The organism is Pseudosulfitobacter pseudonitzschiae (genome assembly GCF_002222635.1).
Lineage (GTDB): Bacteria > Pseudomonadota > Alphaproteobacteria > Rhodobacterales > Rhodobacteraceae > Pseudosulfitobacter > Pseudosulfitobacter pseudonitzschiae_A.
Map to the genome: position 1 here is coordinate 238,792 of NZ_CP022415.1, position 18,161 is coordinate 256,952.

Sequence of the window (18,161 nt, forward strand, 5' to 3'; positions counted from 1 at the left end):
CACACCCGTTCCCGCTGGCACGTCTGCTATGGCAAAGTTCACGTCGATCACACCACTTGCCGCTTGCGCCTGCTCAACTGCATCCCCACAGCCCGGCCAGCAGAATCCCGAGGTTTCCGGCAAAATCCACAGACATCCAGCCGTTCAAAACCGGAGTCACAAAAAGAACCATGCGTTGAACACGAAAAAGGGCACCGATCCTGCCCTGCAGATCCGCAAGCCCCTCAGGTTTGCCCTTTGGTCTCGATATAGATCACGCTGCCACAATGCTTGCAGTGGCTGGCATCGTGGTCATGCAGGCTCAGGCCGCAATGGGGACAGGGATGTTGCACCTTGGAGGGGCGGTAAATCGCTTGCAGCAGGTTCAGAAAGAACCCGACGCCAAAGATCATCACGCCGATTGTCAGCAGCCGCCCCGTTTGATCGGTAAGCGTAATGTCACCATATCCGGTTGTCGTCAGCGTGGTGATCGTAAAGTAAAGCGCGTCGACATAGGTTTTCATCTCCGCGTTGCGGCCATGCTCCCAGACCCAGATCACGCTGGTGACCACGAATATGAACGTCACAAGATTGGCGGCAGCAAGAAGCACGCGCGTGTTGATCGGAATATCTTTGGTCAGGTCGTCAAGACGCTCTACCAGCCGGAAACTCCTGACCAGACGCAGCATCCTCAGCACCCGCAGAAAGCCAAGGTTCGACCCGGTGATCAGCGGCGCAAAAAGTGAGGCCAGCACGATCAGGTCCGAGATGGTAGTCAAAGACAATAAAAACCGAAGCCGCTTCGGCGCAATCCATACGCGCGCCACGACATCGGCAAGGATGACAACCCCGATGACAAGATCAAGCGCAAGAAGCGAGGCGTCCAGCTCTGCCGTCGCAGTGAACAGAAAATAGCTGATCGTCAGAATATCAAAAGCCAACAAGCCTGTGCGGAACCACCGCGCCGTGCGCCTGTCACCTTCGTAAAGCTCTTGCAGCAGGTTTTTCACGAAACGCCTTCCTTCATCCTGACGGGCCACCCCAGGCGGGCAGGGGGCCGCACCGGCGGGTTCCCCAACACCTCACCCGGCAATATGTGCTTAAAACAGCCTCGGGCAAAATCTGATTGCTGTGACCGCAGTCTGCTGACCTGCCGCCAACAGCACCCAAAGTCGATGCGCGCCGCGTGAAATCTATACGCTGCGCTGCCGCAAGGATACATCGCGCCCAATTTGGCGGATGCGTCGCTGCCCCTAGGTCTGGCATGCGACCACTGCGCTTGCGTCACCCGTGTTGCGCGCATTACCCCTCTCGTCCGGGTTCCTCCGGATCGTTGGAAAACAGCGCGATCTTGTTGCCTTGAGGGTCGCGAAGGTAGCCAACATAAAAATGAGCCCCATACGAGTCGCGGAAACCCGGCTGACCCTCGTCAAAACCGCCCGCGGCAAGCGCGGCGGAGTGAAGATCACGCACCTGCTGTTGACTGCGCGCCTCGAATGCGATCATGGCACCGTTCCCAGCCGACGCGGGACGTCCATCGAATGTTGGTTTAACGTAAAAATCCGGCAGAACGGCAGTCTGACCTGCCGGTACGGGCAACGTAAAGCTCAGACCTTCAGGGCCCTCTTTCAGATCATAATCAAGGGTTGGCAGAAACGCAGAGTAAAACCGTTTCGCGCACACAAGATCATCAGCGCCGACGGTGACATATGCAATCATGCTACGTGTTCCTTTCAATACGTCGGGCAATTGTAACAAGATCGCAGCGCTAAAATAGTCCAACACACAGGTACGCTCAACAAATGAACTTTTACTGAACGCTCTCCAAATCCGTCATTGGTGCAGACGCAGCGAATGCATACTAAGTTCTGCACATCTGCCGTTCGCCTTCCGGCTGGTCGCCAATCTTGCTTTCAGGCGCGGCAAAGGCCAGCTTCGGGGCCACTTTACCGAATGCTGCAAGTTGTCTGAAAGTCCGCTTCAGTTCGGGATGTTGGCCTTGAATTCGTAGTTATGATGGAATTCGATATCCAAGGGGCTCGGTCGACTAGCCTTCCAACAATCAAAAGCAATGGGCATCCATCTGGCAGAAATCGGCTATCTGTATGAAACAAATACATCTTTGTTCTTTTGTCGTGCTGTTTCATTGATCTCGTTCTTGAGAGTCATAGCAGCGCCCCTAGCTCTATCTGCGAAATCTGGCTCCGATCCCGCGTAGTTAATCGCTCTGGCAGAGTTAATTAGTATGCCGCCACCCGCAGCGGCGGCGATGATCCTGCTCAATGAACCACCTTGCGCCCCGATACCGGGGATGAGCAAGGGCATTTGGCCAACGATCTCACGTACTGCCGATGCCTCTTCGGGCACTGTTGCGCCCACAACCAGCCCGACATTGCCCGATTTGTTCCACTTTGTGCTTGCGAGTTCTGCGACGTGTTCATACAGTCGGTGCCCATTTTGCAACAGGCAATCTTGCAATTGAGGAGCCGAAGAATTTGAGGTCTTACAGAGAACAAAAACGCCTTTGTCTGAATAACTGGTAAACGGAGCAATCCCATCTATCCCCAAATATGGGTTGGCTGTAACGGCATCTGCCTTATAAACTTCGAAGGCTTCAACTGCGTATCGTTCGGTTGTTGATTCAATATCGCCCCGCTTTGCGTCTAGGATCACCGGTATCTCAGTCGTCTCATGGATGTAGGTGATCAATGACTTGAGTACGTCACACGCGTCTTCGGCTGCGAAGTACGCGATTTGAGGTTTATATGAACTGGCCAAGTCTTTTGTGGCATCAACAATCGCAGTACAAAAGTCAAAAAGCGCATTCTCGTCTTGCTGAATATGCTGCGGCATTTGCGAATGCCTAGGGTCCAAACCAATACATAAGTGCGAGTTATTCTTTTCTTCAGCGATTGCGACTTTTTCGAAAAACGTCATATTCTCGGACCCTGTGAACTGAAAGTACGCTATTAAGTTAGCAAAAGCTTAAAACTACTTAGACGGTTACAGGAACGTTGGAAAGCAGCCCTTCGCTGAGCCGGGTTGAAATGCCATTTTGTCCCGCACTGCGGTCCTTGAGGTGCTTCATAGAGGAGGCGGCTTCGAGCCCAAGCCTACCGGATAGTTGCACAGTGGCAAATGACCGCTTTCTGTAGCTTGGCCCAAAACGGTTCTCTGATTGCGGCTTTGTCAAGCGGGATGGCGATCTGTCCGTTCGGGGTCATGGTTCTTCTATGGTTGCCGCCCGTAGTGCAAGAACTCTTTCCCTTTATTGGCGAGTGATCGAGTGCGGTCTTCTATAAGGCCTTGGTGTGCGGCGCTAAAGAAGCCGCTGGCCGGTATGGTGATCAGCGGGTCGGGTCCAAATCTCTCCGCAGAGCTGAAGCGCTCACAGAACCACTCTGGTTTTCCCGATCCAGATCTGTTCGATCATTTTGCCCATTCGAGGGATCGACTTCTTGGACTATTCCTTTCCGCCCTTTGGGTTTCGTTATGCTGTGCTGTCAGGCGATCGCAACTTGTGCGGGGTCCCGGTAGTCTTCCTTTTTGGTGAGCATCGCCCAGATCGCGCGTGCCATCTTGTTTGCCAGGGCGATCGCGACAAGGAGCCTCGGTTTTCTGTCCAGCATCTTTGCCAACCATGAACCGGGCTGGATTCTTTTCCGGCCGAGCCAGTTCAATCGCGTCATCGCGCCGGTGATCAACAGTCTTCGGATGTCTGCCTGTCCTGCCTTGGAGATACGTCCCAGCCTGGCTTTGCCGCCGGAGGAATGCTGCCGAGGGACGATACCAAGCCAGGCTGCGAAGCTGCGGCCGCATTTGAAAGTCTCCATTGGCGGCGCGAAGGTTTCGATGGCCAATGCCGTGATCGGTCCGAGACCGGGCATCGTCTGGAGCCGTCTCGCCGTTTCCGCATCTTTTGCGAGTTCCCTGGCCATCTGCGTCTTCGTATTGATACGCGTTGTCTTTTCTGCGATCTGCTCGATCAAATCTAGACACTCTGTGCGGACAATATCGGACAACACGGTGGCGGGATCACGAAGCGTTGCCTCAATGCGTCCGATTTGCTCGAAGCCTGTCGGGAACGTGAGGCCATGCTCATAGAGAATGGAGCGAACAACGTTGACCAGTTCGGTCCTTTGGTAGAGCAGTCGCTCGCGTGCACGGAAGACAACTGCTCTTGCCTGCTGTTCTTCCGTCTTCGGCTCGACGAAGCGCATTTCCGGACGTTGCGCGGCAATGACAATCGCTTCCGCGTCCGCCGCGTCGTTTTTCTGCCGCTTAACAAACGGTCGAACGTACTGAGGTGCTACGAGTTTGACATCATGGCCCAGCCCGGCCAATTCCCTTGCCCAGAAGTTGGCACCGCCGCAGGCTTCCATAACGACCACCGCTGGATCATGCGATTCCATGAACCGCACAAATCCCTGTCGCGACAGTTTCTTTCGGAACTTCAGTTCACCCGTCATTGATGTGCCGTGCAGCTGAAAAACTGACTTCGACAGGTCAACGCCAATCATTGTATCCTTCATTTTGCCGTCCTCTCTTATTGATCATCAACAAAATCAATATGGCACATTGCGATGCCGTTTCGGGAGGGCGGCAACCATCCCATCTCTCCGAGGTCGCGCATTGCGCCTCATGATGGTTTTCGGTGGTGGATCGTCTCCAATGTCGTTTGCGGGGTGGGCAAGCGAGCCTGCGCCCCAACCGTTTTTACGAGATCGATCTACCTCCGTCCCGTCGGGACTTCGCTTCCCGCCTTCTCAGCGGCGGAAATTCAGATCAGGCAGTGGCCTCCTTTGTCCAGTGATAGTCCGCGCCAGATTTCCAGATCGTCAGCATCAGGACTGCGATCTTGCGCGCTGTTGCGACTGCGGCCTTTCGGAACCCGCGTCGTCCGGCCAGTCGCACAGCCCAGCTCTTCAGTGGCGAGAAACGCTTCACCTGGCGGATCAAGCAGGACGCTGCCTCGAACAGCAGTCCGCGCATCGTCCCGTCTCCGCACTTCGACACCCGTCCCGACCAATCCATTTCGCCAGACTGGTGCCTCTTTGGTGTGAGCCCGAGGAATGCGCCGACATCAGTCACCCGGCTGAACCGGTCTGGATTATCGACCAGGGCAATGAAGCTGAGCGCATTCACTGGCCCGACGCCAGGAATGGTCATCAGGCGACACGCAACGGGGTGGGCCTTTGCCTTTTTCTTCACAGCCTTATCGAGATTGTCCGCCGCTTGGCACAACGTGGAGTGGGCCGTAATAAACCCATCGGCGATGGCGCGCAGCACCGGATCGGTTTCCCCCGCTGCGGCCAGTTGGTCGCGAAAATTCTGGCGCTGCCGACCTTGGCCGATGCCGGTCATTCGGATGCCGAAGGTTTTCAGCACGCCCCGGATGTGACCTTCGAGGTCTTTGCGCAACCGGATCATCCGTTCTCGCGCACCGACCAGACTTCGCAGCCTGTCAGCATCTTCGCTGCGGATGTGGACCGGTGTAAACCAGCCGGTCCGCGCGAGCTGCGCCAGTCCTTCAGCATCAGCGGCATCGGACTTGTTGAGCCGGGCCGACAGAGCCTTGTGCGCCTTCCGGGCATCGATGCATGTCGCTGGAAGACCAAGCCTCATCATCCCGCGCTGCAGCCAGATCGAAAGCATCCCGCTCTCATGTACGATCCGGTGTGGCGTGAGCGATCGGTTGCGAAACCAACCTGCCACGCCCTCCGGGTCCGCAGGGCACGTCCCGCGCGCGATGGTCTTGCCATCATGATTGACAACGCAGATCGAAATTTCTTTCAGTGACACATCCAAACCAGCATAATGTTCCATAGGTCGTTCTCCTCACGGCTTATATCCATGAGGCCAACATACCGGACCTCGTTCGCCACTGGAGAGCGACCGCCGCAATCACACCATGTCGTTTTTTAGTAGGCGCTTGTGGCGGGTGGTTCTGTCCGGCAGAGAGACAACATAGTCGTCACGCGACTTTGTCGTTGTTTTAACAGTCTCAATTTTTCTCGTACTTCATCCAATCGCCCGGCGCTGAATACACGAATTAATAGCGGCAGCTCCAGACGACGTCCCCCCAAGCCTCTCAACTGCGCGCGCGCGTGGCAATGCTTCTCGGGGACTCGCTGAGGGGCGGCCAGGCGACATCGAATAGACCCCGGGCGCTTGCACCTCTTCTATGCAAGCTTTTGCCAAAGATTTTCCTTGCTCGGGTGTAAAAACTGGTTGCACCGTGCAGGCTGCTACAAACATCAGTTTACAAGAAGTATTTTCTTCACTGGTACACCCTCAGTTTCATATCCGTCTCGGATACAGCCCTAACTTGTTCGCATTCGCCAGTACAGAGTGCTCGGAACGCCGACATTTTTGTCAAATCAGGCGTTATTTAAGCCTCTGCTGGATAAGAAATTTTCGACGACTCCTGCGGTTCTGTCATTGGCGAAAGCGACCGTTGTTGGCTTGTGCTACAAAAGCTGTTCTTGGCGTGAAAGCTGTGAAATCTCGCCAAGTCCTGCACATCAGACCTTGGTGTACACCAAGAGACCAGTCCGCCCACCGGCCCCACGTCAAATAAATCTATCAGGAAACCACACATGGTGCTGCTGGAGAGAATCGAACTCTCGACCTCTCCCTTACCAAGGGAGTGCTCTACCTCTGAGCTACAGCAGCGCCAGTGTGCGGGGTGATTAGACGCAAACGTCCCCCCGCGCAACCCCCTTCGGCACTGGAAATGCAACCCATTCTGGACGCCCCCGCGCCCCTGCGTTAACAAGACCGCATGGCAGAAAACAACCGCACCAAACCCCAGCCCTCCAACGCGCGTCAGGACCGCCTGAAAGCAGCGCTCAAGGCCAATATGGCTAAACGCAAGGCACAGGCCCGCGCGCGGGCAACCAATGGGCAACAGACGGCGCAGGCAAAGGACAAAAACTGATGGATTCGATTCTCGTACGGGGCGGTGGCCCGCTCAAGGGGCAGATCCCCATTGCCGGTGCCAAAAACGCCTGTCTTACGCTGATGCCCGCGACCCTGCTCAGCGAAGAGCCGCTGACGTTGACCAACGCGCCGCGCCTGAGCGACATCAAGACGATGACGGCGCTTCTGGGCTCGCTCGGGGCCGAGGTCACCAGCCTGCAGGACGGCAAGGTGCTGGCCATGTCCAGCCACAACATCAACAACCACACCGCCGACTACGACATCGTGCGCAAGATGCGCGCCTCGATCCTTGTGCTGGGGCCGATGCTGGCGCGTGACGGTCATGCCATCGTGTCGCTGCCCGGTGGTTGCGCCATCGGTGCGCGGCCCGTCGATCTGCACCTGAAAGCGCTCGAAGCACTGGGCGCCGAACTTGATCTGAAAGACGGCTATGTCCACGCCAAGGCCCCCAAGGGTCTGCGCGGCGGCACCATCAACTTTGATTTCGCCTCGGTCGGGGCCACCGAAAACGCGCTGATGGCCGCCACGCTGGCCAAGGGCACCACCGTGATCAACAACGCCGCGCGCGAGCCGGAAATCGTCGATCTGGCCGAATGTCTGCGCAAGATGGGCGCCCAGATCGAAGGCGAGGGCACCTCGACCATCACCATTCAGGGCGTCGACCGTCTGGGCGGGGCCACGCACCCTGTCGTGACCGACCGGATCGAACTGGGCACCTACATGCTGGCCCCCGCGATCTGCGGCGGTCAGGTGGAATTGCTGGGCGGGCGCATCAATCTGGTGCAGGCGTTCTGCGAGAAACTCGACGCCGCTGGCATCTCGGTTTCGGAATCCGCCAATGGCCTGACGGTCAAACGCAACGGCGGCGACATCAAGGCCGTGGATGTCACCACCGAACCCTTCCCGGGCTTTCCCACCGACCTTCAGGCGCAGATGATGGCGCTGTTGTGCACCGCCAACGGCACTTCGGTGCTCGAAGAGAAGATCTTTGAAAACCGTTTCATGCACGCCCCCGAACTGATCCGCATGGGGGCCAATATCGACGTGCAGGGCGGCGTCGCCACGGTCAAGGGCGTCAAACGTCTCAAAGGTGCGCCGGTGATGGCCACCGACCTGCGCGCCTCGGTCTCGCTGATCCTCGCAGGCCTCGCCGCCGACGGTGAAACCAAGGTCAGCCGCGTCTATCACCTCGACCGCGGCTATGAACACGTGGTCGCCAAACTCTCGGCTGTCGGGGCCGACATCGAACGGGTCAAAGACACATGAGTCAGGACGCAACCTTCGAGGATGGCCGCGAACGCCCCCTCAACCTCGGCGCACTCGATGCCGACGACCTGTCGGTGATCTCGTCGCTGGCGCAGGACGCGGTGTTCCCGATCACCGAAATGAAATGGGCCATCCGCCAGCGCCGCTTTGCCATCCTGCTCAACCGCTTCCGCTGGGAAGACGACGCCGCCCGCCCCGAACGGGTGCAGGCGCTGCTGTCCTTCGACACCGTGCTCGAAGTCGCCAGCCAGGGCATTGACCGCAGCGACAAGGACACCGTGCTGTCGCTGCTGTCGGTCACCTTCGAACCCACCCAAGACGGCGCGGGTTATATCCTGCTGACACTGGCGGGCGACGGCGTGATCCGCCTGTCCGTCGAGGCAATCGAGGCCACCTTGAAAGACGTCACACGCCCCTATGTTGCCCCGTCCAAATCCAAACCCCGTCACCCCGACTGACGTCCCCCTTCATCTTGCCCTTAAACTCCGGGGGTGCGCCGCAAGGCGCGGGGGCAGCGCCCCCGACCCCGCTTGAGCCTGCCGCCCCCGCCCGCTATGTCACACCGACACTGCAAAAGAGCACCCCATGCCCCAGTTTCTCGACCATGCCGACGCCGACTTTGAAGCCCGTTTCGACGCGCTGCTGACCGCCAAGCGTGAGGACAGCCCCGATGTGGACGCCATCGTGGCCGACATCATCGCGCAGGTGCGCGACCGTGGCGACGCTGCCGTGATTGACCTGACCGCGAAATTCGACCGTCTTGACCTGACGCCAGCCACCCTGCGCATCTCGCACGCCGAAGTTGACGCCGCCATCGCACAGGTGAACGCCGCCGACCGCAGCGCGCTGGAACTGGCCGCCGCGCGCATCCGCGCCTATCACGCGCGCCAACTGCCCGAAGATGCCAGCTGGACCGACGACGCCGGTGCCACGCTGGGCTGGCGCTGGACACCCGTCAGCGCGGCGGGCCTCTATGTACCCGGCGGGCTGGCGTCTTATCCGTCCTCGGTGCTGATGAACGCGATCCCCGCCAAGGTCGCAGGGGTGCAGCGTCTGGCCATTACCGTGCCTACGCCCGATGGTATCCTGAACCCGCTGGTGTTGCTGGCGGCCCGTCTGGCGGGCGTTGATGAAATCTACCGCATCGGCGGTGCGCAGGCGATTGCGGCACTGGCCTATGGCACCGAAACGATCAAACCCGTGGACAAGATCACCGGCCCCGGCAATGCCTTTGTCGCCGCTGCCAAACGCCGCGTCTTTGGCAAGGTCGGCATCGACATGATCGCAGGCCCCTCGGAAATTCTGGTGATTGCCGACGCGGACAATGATCCCGACTGGATCGCCCTCGACCTGCTCAGTCAGGCCGAACATGACGAAAGCGCCCAAAGCCTGCTGATCACCACCGATGCCACCCTTGGCCGCAAGGTCGCGGAAGCGGTCGACCGCCACCTGCAAACGCTGGAGCGCCGCGCCATTGCGGGGGCCAGCTGGCGCGACTTCGGCGCGGTCATCACCGTGCCCGACCTCGACACCGCCACCGCCCTCAGCAACCGCATCGCCCCCGAGCATCTGGAACTGATGGTGGCCGACCCCACGGGCCTCAGTGGTAAGATTACCCACGCCGGTGCCATTTTTCTGGGCGCCTGGACCCCCGAGGCCATTGGCGATTATGTCGGCGGTCCCAACCACGTGTTGCCCACCGCCCGTTCGGCGCGGTTCTCGTCGGGCCTGTCGGTGATGGATTTTGTCAAACGCACCACCTTGGCGCAAATGACTCCCGACGCCCTGCGCGCCATCGGCCCTGCGGCCGAAACGCTGGCCACGTCGGAAAGCCTTCAGGCCCACAGCCTGTCGGTCACGGCCCGCCTGAAACGCCTGAACAGCGAAACCTGACACATGACGCAGCGGGGTGATTGAACCCGCTGTTGTTCATGGTCTAACCTGATGTGACTCACACGCAAAGGATGCGACATGTCCCGCATCACCCATATCGACCTCGACGACGCCAACCTGCCGCCCCCCACGCCTGAAATCGAACAAGAGCGCAAAGTCGCGATGTTCGACATGCTGGAAGAGAACAGCTTTGCGCTGCCCCCCCGCGAGGGCCGCGAGGTGCCACCGGGGCCCTATCACCTTGGCCTTGCCATCCGTGAAAACCGGCTTGTCTTCGACGTGACCACCGAAGATGCCGAAAAGGCCGCCGAATTCCATCTTTCGCTCGGGCCGTTCCGGCAGGTCGTCAAAGACTACTTCCAGATTTGCGAAAGCTATTTCGAGGCGGTCAAGAAACTGCCCCCCAGCCAGATCGAGACCATCGACATGGCCCGTCGCGGCATCCACAACGAAGGCAGCCGCGTGCTTCAGGAACGGCTGACCGGCAAGGCCGAGATTGACGAAGGCACCGCCCGCCGCCTGTTTACCCTGATCTGCGTCCTGCATTTCGGCGGTTAGAATGGTTGCACCCTTGCCCCAATCGGTTCTGTTCTGCTGCGATCACAACGCAGTGCGCTCTCCGATGGCCGAGGCGATCATGAAAAAGTTCTATGGCACCGGCACCTATGTCCAGTCCGCAGGGGTCAAGGCCGACATGGAAATCGATGGCTTTTCCATAGCCGTCTGTCAGGAAATCGACGTCGAACTGTCGCGCCACCGGTCGCGCAGCTTCGACCAGATGGAAGACTGGGGCGACGATCTGGGCAGCTTCGATCTGATCGTGGCCCTGTCACCCGCATCGCAACGCCGCGCGCTGGACCTGACCCGCTACTGCCACCTCGAAATCGCCTATTGGCCGATCATGGACCCGACCGGACTGGGCGAAACCCGCGAGGCCAAGCTGGTCAGCTATCGCAACGCCCGCGACCAGATCATCGCCCACCTGCTCGAACGCTGGGGCGACCCCACCGTACTCACCTGAAGGAGACCCCGATGACCGTGGTGCACCGCTATTTCGATGCCTTCAACGCAGGCGACACCGACGCCATGCTGGACTGTCTGACCGACGACATCGCCCACCACGTGAACGAAGGCCAGATCCGCACCGGCAAGGCCCCCTTTGCCGAGTTTTGCGCCCACATGACACGCTGCTACCGCGAGAACCTGACCGATATGGTGATCTTCGTGAACGACGACCAGACCCGCGCGGCGGCGGAATACGTGGTCAACGGCACCTACCTGCAAACCGACGCGGGCCTGCCCGAAGCCCGCAACCAGACCTATAAACTCCCCGCAGGGTCGTTCTTTGATCTCAGGGACGGCAAGATCGCCCGCGTCACCACCTACTACAATCTGGCCGACTGGACGGCACAGGTCGCGTGACCCTGTGCCATGTGCTGACAGGTGCCGCACTCGACGCGGCCCTTGGCGATGTGGCCCGCCTGCGCATCGCCGTATTCCGCGACTGGCCCTACCTCTACGACGGCGATCTCGACTACGAGCGCCGCTATCTCTCCACTTTCCGCGCCTCGCCACAGGCCGTCGTGGTCGGCGCCTATGACGGCGACACACTCGTGGGTGCTGCGACAGCCGCCCCTCTGGCCGACCATGCCGACGACTTCGCCGCAGCCTTCGCAGGCACGGGCGTGAACATCGCGGATGTCTTCTATTGCGCCGAAAGCGTGCTGCTCGACGACTACCGCGGGCAGGGCATCGGCCACCAGTTTTTCGACGCCCGCGAGGACGCCGCCCGCGCCTTCGGCTACAGCAAATCTGCCTTTTGCGCCGTGCAACGCCCTGCCGACCACCCGCTACATCCGGCCGACTACCGCCCGCTTGATGCCTTCTGGCGCAAACGCGGATACGCGCCGCTGGACGGGGCCATCGCGCAGTTCACATGGCAAGACGTCGGCGCAGACGCGCCCACGGCCAAACCGCTGCAAGTGTGGATCAAAGACCTGTAAACCGGCTCAGGAACAAAGCTGTCCGGCCTGATCGCCAAAGGCTTTCCACCGCCGCCAGAACGCCTCGTTGCTGCCGGAATCAGAGGTGCGCATCTCTTGCGCGCTGTGCGGATCGGAAAAGAACCCCGCGCCGCGCCGCTGGTCCGAAGAACTCAGCGACATATCAGCCACCGCCTGAACACAGCCACACCGCGCCTTGTTCGCCTGCTTGCGGCCCGACGCCTGACAGGCATTCGCAATCGGCCCCGACGCGAACAAAGTGGGCGCCGGCTGGCCCAAAGGTGACGAATACGCCCGCGCGCCCTGCGCATTGTGACTGGAATATCTGGTCCCGCCGCTGCACGCGGCAACAAGGGCCAGACACGATAAAAGTGCCATCATTCGGATCATGGTTACGCCTCACACCATCGCGGCATTCTTTGGCCGCAGCTTACTGCTGTGCGTGATTATGTCCCAAAACGGGGCAGGGGGCAATTCACGACTGTGCGGACAGCCGCCATTTGTGTCTAGCTCGGTGTCGAACCATCCGGCGGCGCGGCGGTCTGGCTGCGACCGGACCGCCCAATATGATCAATCATGGCCTTCAACTCGTAGAAATCTATCGGTTTGCGCAACACCCAAGAGGCGTTTCGCGAAAACCCGAACAACTCGCCATTGGGAAACTTGTTGCTGCCCGTAAGATAGATCACATCGGCGTCCGGCACACGGTATCCAGCCAGATCAGCCACCTGAATCGAATCCGCCGGACCAATCATCAGGTCCAGCAACAAAAGATCCGGTTTGACCTCGTTCAAAAGATCACATGCCGTGGGAATATCGGCGGCTTCACTCACCGTGTGGCCGTCCTCCTCCAGCATTTGCGTCAGCGCAAATCGCAATGCAGGATCATCTTCTAGAACCAGGACCTTCACCAGATTGCCTCTGATCAGGGGAATTCATCATTCTACACCCTTCCTGCGTCCAGAAATCCCGAACCCGCGAAAAGACATAAGCTTTCAAATTAGCATCAAGACATTAACAATCTGTTAATACGTTCAGCCTACCACTTTCTTAATGACTGATTAAGCATATGGTCAATCACAACTCTGCATGTCCAAGGGTCAAGGTGTCTTCACAATGGAACAATCCCTGCGCCGGTTGTCGCTGGTCGACAGCCCGCCGACCGAAGACTTTGACCGCTTCACCCGACTTGTGACCAAGGCACTTGGTGTGCCGGTGGCTCTGGTCTGCGTGATTGATGCCGCTAACAACCGGCAATTCTTTACCAGCGCATGTGGCCTGAACGAACCTTGGGCCAGCCAGCGGCAAACCCCTCTGTCCCATTCATTTTGCAAACACGTTGTGGCCAGCGGCAAACCCTTGATGGTCGAAGATGCCCGCGATCACCCGCTGGTCCGTGACAATCCGGCGATAGACGACTTGAACATCACCGCCTATCTGGGCTTTCCTGTCACGCTGCCTGATGGCGAAATTCTGGGCACATTATCCGCGATCGACCATCAGCCGCGCCAGTGGTCGGGTGACGACCTGTCAGTGCTTGCCGATCTGGCGGCCTCGGTTACCAGCCAGATCAGGCTGCGCGCCGCTGTGCTGATCAGTGAAAGCACCCGCAAGGCAGCCAACCGGTTCGGGCGCATCATCGAAAACTCCCACCACGAAGTGTTCACCTTTGATCCGGACACATTGTTGTTCGCGAACGTCAACAAGGGCGCGCGTCACAACCTTGGCTACACCCTGGATGAAATCCGGCAACTCACGCCTGTCGACATCAAACCCGGCTTTGAATGGTCGGAATTCGAACGCTTCGTCAAACCGCTGAAAGACGGCGAAACATCAGAGCTGGAATTCGAAACACACCACGAGCGCAAGGACGGAACCAGATACCCCGTATCCATCCGTCTGGAACATCATCACGATGCCGGCGGCGCAGTGTTCATCGCATTTTGCATCGACATAACCGAGCGTCGCCACCTCGAACATGCCTTGCTTGAAGAATCTGAAAACTTCTCGGCCCTGTTCAACCATGTGAATGAACCGATGGCGATTTTGGAACCCGATACAACCATATTGCTGGCCAACCCCGCTTGTTCGGATCTGTTTGGCCACCCGATCGAGGATCTTGTCGGCACCAGATTTGCCTATCACTTCAGCAAAAACACCCAGATCGAAATTATGCGCAATCTGGCAACCGCCACGCCACAGAACCCGTCCTTTTCGTTCGTTCAGGAACAGGAACTGAACGGTCAGCGCAAAACAATGATCTGGTCGAACATCACGCATTTTGTGAATGGCAAAGCGACCAAAATATCCCTGATTGCAAATGACGTGACCGAATTGAACGCGGCAAAGGTCCGCGCCGAAGAAAGTGCGGCCGAGGCCAAAAAGGCCATAGAAATCCGCAAGGTGTTTCTGGCCAATATGAGCCACGAAGTACGCACGCCGCTGAATGCAATCATGGGGCTTTTCCAGCTTATCCAGATGGCTGATGTGCCCGAAAGGCAAAAAAAGCAGGCGCAGGTCGGTCTGGACGCCTCGCATCATCTTTTGTCGCAATTGGTCAATGTGCTGGAACTTTCGCGCGTAGAAGCAAACGCAGTCGAGATCACACCGAAAATGACCGAAATCCGGCCCTTGGCCGAACAATGGCTGGAAACTGCAATAGCAACAAATCACCGGTTGGGAAAACCGATCAAAATGTCTTTGGATATTGCCGAAAATACACCGGAGCTGTTCAACCTCGACCCGCGCAGGGTCACTCAGATAATAAACAATCTTACCGACAATGCGCTGAAATTCACCAAAAGCGGTCGCGTCGACATACACGTTTGCCAAGGGTCGCAATCCGGTGCATCGCAAAACGCCCCGCTGGAAATTACAGTTTCCGATACAGGATGCGGAATTGTGGTCGAAAAACGTGCTGCCATCTTTGAAAGATTTGTTCAGGTCGACGATGCCCAGACTCGGGAAAACAGCGGTTCGGGTCTTGGACTTGCCATCAGCCGCGAGCTGGCGGAACTGATGGGCGCGTCGCTTGATGTGACATGCCCGTCACCACAAGGTTGCTACGCAACGATCTTCTCGCTACGATTGAAAACTGTTGAATATTCTCGCTAACATTGCAAACCTTTGAACAAATAGGTCAAATAGATGTCTACTGCGAAAAAGATTCTGCTGGTGGAAGATGATTACTTTACGCGTTTCATGATGAAAGAAATTATCGACACGCTGGGCATTTTGGTGGATATCGCCCAAAACGGCCAAGAGGGCTATGAACAACTCAATCGCTGCCCTGCAGATTATGGTCTGGTTTTGATGGATATCCATATGCCAAAGCTGTCCGGAACAGATGCCGCCCGCATGATCCGCGCAAGCCTGAGCGATCCGCCCCGCAATGTGGCGATCTTTGCCGTAACCGCCGATGAATATTATCACGATCAATCCGTGGTCAGTAAACACGGGATGGACGGGTTCATAGTCAAGCCGATCACCGCCGGTGAATTGATGGGGCTGGTCGATCAATACTGCAGCGCCGCTTGAGCGTTGTGGGCTCGGGGCAGGCGTCATTCCAGCCCGACAGCGCGTATAATTCGGCACTATACTGCAATTATTCCGATGCAGGTCAAAGCGGCGCAATAAATCTTACGCATCGACGTGGCGCTACTCCGTGTGGAGCTGCCGTTTAAGGCGGCGTTCGATCCAGCGCCCGAATACACGCGCAAACAGAATTACCGTCCAGCCTGCGGTATTTCCCGAACCTGCTGGTCACAATTCAAAACTCTTCTGAATCCGGTATTTCCGCTCTGTTCATTCTCGCGAATACGCGGTTCAAACCCGCACCCCGTTTCTACCGAATACCGCCAGATATCCCGTTTTCAAATCACAGCCTGTTCCGAACGCCCCAAGACGCCCGACCGGATCACCCCGAAACGCTGCCGGAAATCGCGGGCCGATCCCGTCCGGCCCCCGCATCTGCCGTGGCCACCCGCAAACACGCAGCATCACAATGCGCCGCGCCCTTCATGCTCACTTGACCAACCCCCAAATCCCCTACATATCCCAACCATGACACCGCTTTCACATATCCGCAATTTTTCCATCGTCGCGCACATCGACCACGGGAAATCCACGCTCGCAGACCGTCTGATCCAGTCGACCCACACCGTGGCCGACCGCGACATGAAAGAGCAGATGCTTGACGCCATGGACATCGAGCGCGAGCGCGGTATCACCATCAAAGCGAACACCGTGCGCATCGACTATGTCGCCGACAACGGCGAGGCCTATGTGCTGAACCTGATCGACACCCCCGGCCACGTCGATTTCGCCTACGAGGTCTCCCGCTCCATGCGCGCGGTCGAAGGCTCGCTGCTGGTCGTCGACAGCACCCAGGGCGTCGAGGCGCAGACTCTGGCCAACGTCTATCAGGCCATCGACGCCGACCACGAAATCGTGCCCATCCTGAACAAGATCGACCTGCCCGCCGCCGACTGCGACCGCGTGGCCGAACAGATCGAAGACGTGATCGGCATCGACGCATCCGGCGCCATCCGCGTCTCGGCCAAAACCGGCATCGGCATCCACGAAACCCTCGAGGCGATCGTGCATCACCTGCCCGCGCCCAAAGGTGACGAAAACGCCGACCTCAAGGCGATGCTGGTCGACAGCTGGTACGACAGCTATCTTGGCGTGATCGTTCTGGTCCGCATCATCGACGGTCGCCTGAAAAAGGGCGAGCGGATCAAATTCCTGTCCAACGGCACCGTGCATCACGTCGACCGCATCGGCGTCTTCCGCCCCCAGATGCAGGTCATCGACAGCCTCGGCCCCGGCGAGATCGGCTTTCTGACCGCGTCCATCAAACAGGTCCGCGACACCCGCGTCGGTGACACCGTGACCCACGACAAGAAAACGGTGCAGGCACTGCCCGGCTTCAAGCCCGCGCAGCCGGTGGTCTTTTGTGGCCTTTTTCCCGTCGACTCCTCCGAATTCGAAGACCTGCGCGACGCCATCGACAAACTGGCGCTCAACGATGCCTCTTTCAGTTTCGAAATGGAAACCTCTGCCGCCCTTGGCTTCGGCTTCCGTTGCGGTTTTCTGGGCCTCCTCCATCTGGAAGTCATTCGCGACCGGATCGAACGCGAATATGACATCGAACTTATCACCACCGCACCGTCGGTGGTCTATCGCATCTTCATGCGCGACGGGTCGATGCAAGAACTGCACAACCCCGCCGACATGCCCGACCTCAGCGTGGTCGATCACCTGGAAGAGCCGCGGATCAAGGCGACCATCCTTGTCCCCGACGACTACCTCGGGGACGTGCTGAAACTCTGTCAGGACCGTCGTGGCGTTCAACTTGACCTGACCTATGCCGGCAGCCGCGCGATGGTCGTCTACGACCTGCCGCTGAACGAGGTTGTCTTCGACTTTTACGACCGCCTGAAATCGGTGACCAAGGGCTATGCGTCCTTTGACTACCAGATGACAGGTTACCAAACCGATAACCTTGTGAAGATGTCGGTGCTGGTCAACGATGAACCCGTCGACGCCCTGTCGATGATGGTCCACCGCGACCGCGCCGAAACCCGTGGTCGCGCCATGGTTGAAAAACTCAAGGATCTGATCCCGCGCCATATGTTCAAGATCCCGATTCAGGCGGCCATCGGCGGCAAGGTCATCGCCCGCGAGACCCTGTCCGCCATGCGCAAGGACGTCACGGCCAAATGCTACGGCGGCGACGCCACGCGCAAACGCAAGCTGCTGGACAAGCAGAAGGCGGGCAAGAAAAAGATGCGCCAGTTTGGTAAGGTGGATATTCCACAGGAGGCCTTTATCAGCGCACTGAAAATGGATTCTTAATCCATTTTCGACGCTGATAAAGGCCGGTGGGGTAAGAGTCCCGCGCAGCGGGGCGCGACCCCACACGGTTGTGTGGTGTGGCAGTACCCAAAACACCAAAGGTTTGTCATTATTAATGGGCATTACAGCAGACACATAGATACATCTTTGGTCGCCCTTTTCCGACTAATTCTTCAAGGCTGGTTCGATTTCGACTTCGCCCTTGAGTTGTTTACCAAA

At 58.2% G+C, this 18,161-nt stretch carries 18 protein-coding genes and 1 tRNA gene; 11 read left to right on the forward strand and 8 right to left on the reverse strand.

Features of this window, described 5'->3' with window-relative positions; genetic code table 11:
* Positions 1-224: 224 nt before the first annotated feature.
* The 6 genes from SULPSESMR1_RS01090 to SULPSESMR1_RS01115 all read right to left on the reverse strand — a co-directional run bounded on the left by SULPSESMR1_RS01090 (position 225) and on the right by SULPSESMR1_RS01115 (position 6,654).
* Entirely contained in the window at positions 225-989 is a 765-nt protein-coding gene (locus SULPSESMR1_RS01090; RefSeq protein WP_089419161.1) for an ion transporter, read from the reverse strand.
* A 292-nt stretch (positions 990-1,281) separates the two neighbouring features.
* Entirely contained in the window at positions 1,282-1,698 is a 417-nt protein-coding gene (locus SULPSESMR1_RS01095; RefSeq protein WP_089419162.1) for a VOC family protein, read from the reverse strand.
* 378 nt (positions 1,699-2,076) lie between these two features.
* On the reverse strand, positions 2,077-2,916 hold the full coding sequence (gene pyrF, locus SULPSESMR1_RS01100) for an orotidine-5'-phosphate decarboxylase (protein WP_089419163.1): 840 nt from the start codon (positions 2,914-2,916) through the stop codon (positions 2,077-2,079).
* Positions 2,917-3,482: 566 nt separating this feature from the next.
* Positions 3,483-4,511: an IS110 family transposase gene (locus SULPSESMR1_RS01105; RefSeq protein ID WP_089419164.1), complete on the reverse strand. Its 1,029-nt coding sequence runs from the start codon at positions 4,509-4,511 to the stop codon at positions 3,483-3,485.
* Positions 4,512-4,764: 253 nt separating this feature from the next.
* The gene (locus SULPSESMR1_RS01110) at positions 4,765-5,805 is read right to left on the reverse strand and encodes an IS110 family transposase (protein WP_089419165.1); all 1,041 of its coding nucleotides are present in this window, start codon (positions 5,803-5,805) and stop codon (positions 4,765-4,767) included.
* A gap of 774 nt (positions 5,806-6,579) precedes the next feature.
* A tRNA-Thr gene (locus SULPSESMR1_RS01115) sits at positions 6,580-6,654 on the reverse strand.
* A 109-nt stretch (positions 6,655-6,763) separates the two neighbouring features.
* Here SULPSESMR1_RS01115 and SULPSESMR1_RS25160 point away from each other — a divergent pair.
* The 8 genes from SULPSESMR1_RS25160 to SULPSESMR1_RS01150 all read left to right on the forward strand — a co-directional run bounded on the left by SULPSESMR1_RS25160 (position 6,764) and on the right by SULPSESMR1_RS01150 (position 12,083).
* On the forward strand, positions 6,764-6,919 hold the full coding sequence (locus tag SULPSESMR1_RS25160) for a hypothetical protein (protein WP_198362828.1): 156 nt from the start codon (positions 6,764-6,766) through the stop codon (positions 6,917-6,919).
* Positions 6,919-8,187 carry a UDP-N-acetylglucosamine 1-carboxyvinyltransferase gene (gene murA, locus SULPSESMR1_RS01120; protein ID WP_089419166.1) on the forward strand — a complete coding sequence of 423 codons (1,269 nt, stop codon included), beginning with the start codon at positions 6,919-6,921 and terminating at the stop codon, positions 8,185-8,187. Before SULPSESMR1_RS25160 ends, murA begins: the two co-directional genes overlap by 1 nt.
* Positions 8,184-8,645: a DUF2948 family protein gene (locus tag SULPSESMR1_RS01125; RefSeq protein ID WP_089419167.1), complete on the forward strand. Its 462-nt coding sequence runs from the start codon at positions 8,184-8,186 to the stop codon at positions 8,643-8,645. The genes murA and SULPSESMR1_RS01125 overlap by 4 nt, the downstream gene beginning before the upstream one ends.
* Positions 8,646-8,772: 127 nt before the next feature.
* Entirely contained in the window at positions 8,773-10,080 is a 1,308-nt protein-coding gene (gene hisD / locus SULPSESMR1_RS01130) for a histidinol dehydrogenase (RefSeq protein ID WP_089419168.1), read from the forward strand.
* Positions 10,081-10,158: 78 nt separating this feature from the next.
* On the forward strand, positions 10,159-10,638 hold the full coding sequence (locus tag SULPSESMR1_RS01135; protein ID WP_089419169.1) for a UPF0262 family protein: 480 nt from the start codon (positions 10,159-10,161) through the stop codon (positions 10,636-10,638).
* A 1-nt stretch (position 10,639) separates the two neighbouring features.
* Entirely contained in the window at positions 10,640-11,101 is a 462-nt protein-coding gene (locus tag SULPSESMR1_RS01140) for a low molecular weight phosphatase family protein (protein WP_089419170.1), read from the forward strand.
* An 11-nt stretch (positions 11,102-11,112) separates the two neighbouring features.
* The gene (locus SULPSESMR1_RS01145) at positions 11,113-11,502 is read left to right on the forward strand and encodes a ketosteroid isomerase-related protein (protein ID WP_089419171.1); all 390 of its coding nucleotides are present in this window, start codon (positions 11,113-11,115) and stop codon (positions 11,500-11,502) included.
* Positions 11,499-12,083, forward strand: a complete 585-nt coding sequence (locus tag SULPSESMR1_RS01150; RefSeq protein ID WP_198362829.1) for a GNAT family N-acetyltransferase — start codon at positions 11,499-11,501, stop codon at positions 12,081-12,083. The genes SULPSESMR1_RS01145 and SULPSESMR1_RS01150 overlap by 4 nt, the downstream gene beginning before the upstream one ends.
* A gap of 6 nt (positions 12,084-12,089) precedes the next feature.
* Here SULPSESMR1_RS01150 and SULPSESMR1_RS01155 read toward each other — a convergent pair whose 3' ends face one another.
* Both SULPSESMR1_RS01155 and SULPSESMR1_RS01160 read right to left on the reverse strand, forming a co-directional pair.
* On the reverse strand, positions 12,090-12,473 hold the full coding sequence (locus SULPSESMR1_RS01155; protein WP_089419172.1) for a hypothetical protein: 384 nt from the start codon (positions 12,471-12,473) through the stop codon (positions 12,090-12,092).
* 116 nt (positions 12,474-12,589) lie between these two features.
* Positions 12,590-12,994 carry a response regulator gene (locus SULPSESMR1_RS01160; protein ID WP_157728949.1) on the reverse strand — a complete coding sequence of 135 codons (405 nt, stop codon included), beginning with the start codon at positions 12,992-12,994 and terminating at the stop codon, positions 12,590-12,592.
* Between the two features lie 205 nt (positions 12,995-13,199).
* On the opposite strand from SULPSESMR1_RS01160, the gene SULPSESMR1_RS01165 reads away from it, so the two are divergent.
* The 3 genes from SULPSESMR1_RS01165 (at position 13,200) to lepA (ending at position 17,942) form a co-directional block, all read left to right on the forward strand.
* Positions 13,200-15,197: an ATP-binding protein gene (locus SULPSESMR1_RS01165; protein ID WP_162791922.1), complete on the forward strand. Its 1,998-nt coding sequence runs from the start codon at positions 13,200-13,202 to the stop codon at positions 15,195-15,197.
* Positions 15,198-15,230: 33 nt separating this feature from the next.
* A complete protein-coding gene (locus SULPSESMR1_RS01170) occupies positions 15,231-15,620 on the forward strand; it encodes a response regulator (protein ID WP_089419175.1) in 390 nt (129 codons plus the stop codon).
* A gap of 525 nt (positions 15,621-16,145) precedes the next feature.
* Positions 16,146-17,942 (forward strand): translation elongation factor 4, encoded by a 1,797-nt coding sequence (gene lepA, locus SULPSESMR1_RS01175; protein WP_089419176.1) that lies wholly within the window; start codon positions 16,146-16,148, stop codon positions 17,940-17,942.
* Positions 17,943-18,161: the final 219 nt, after the last annotated feature.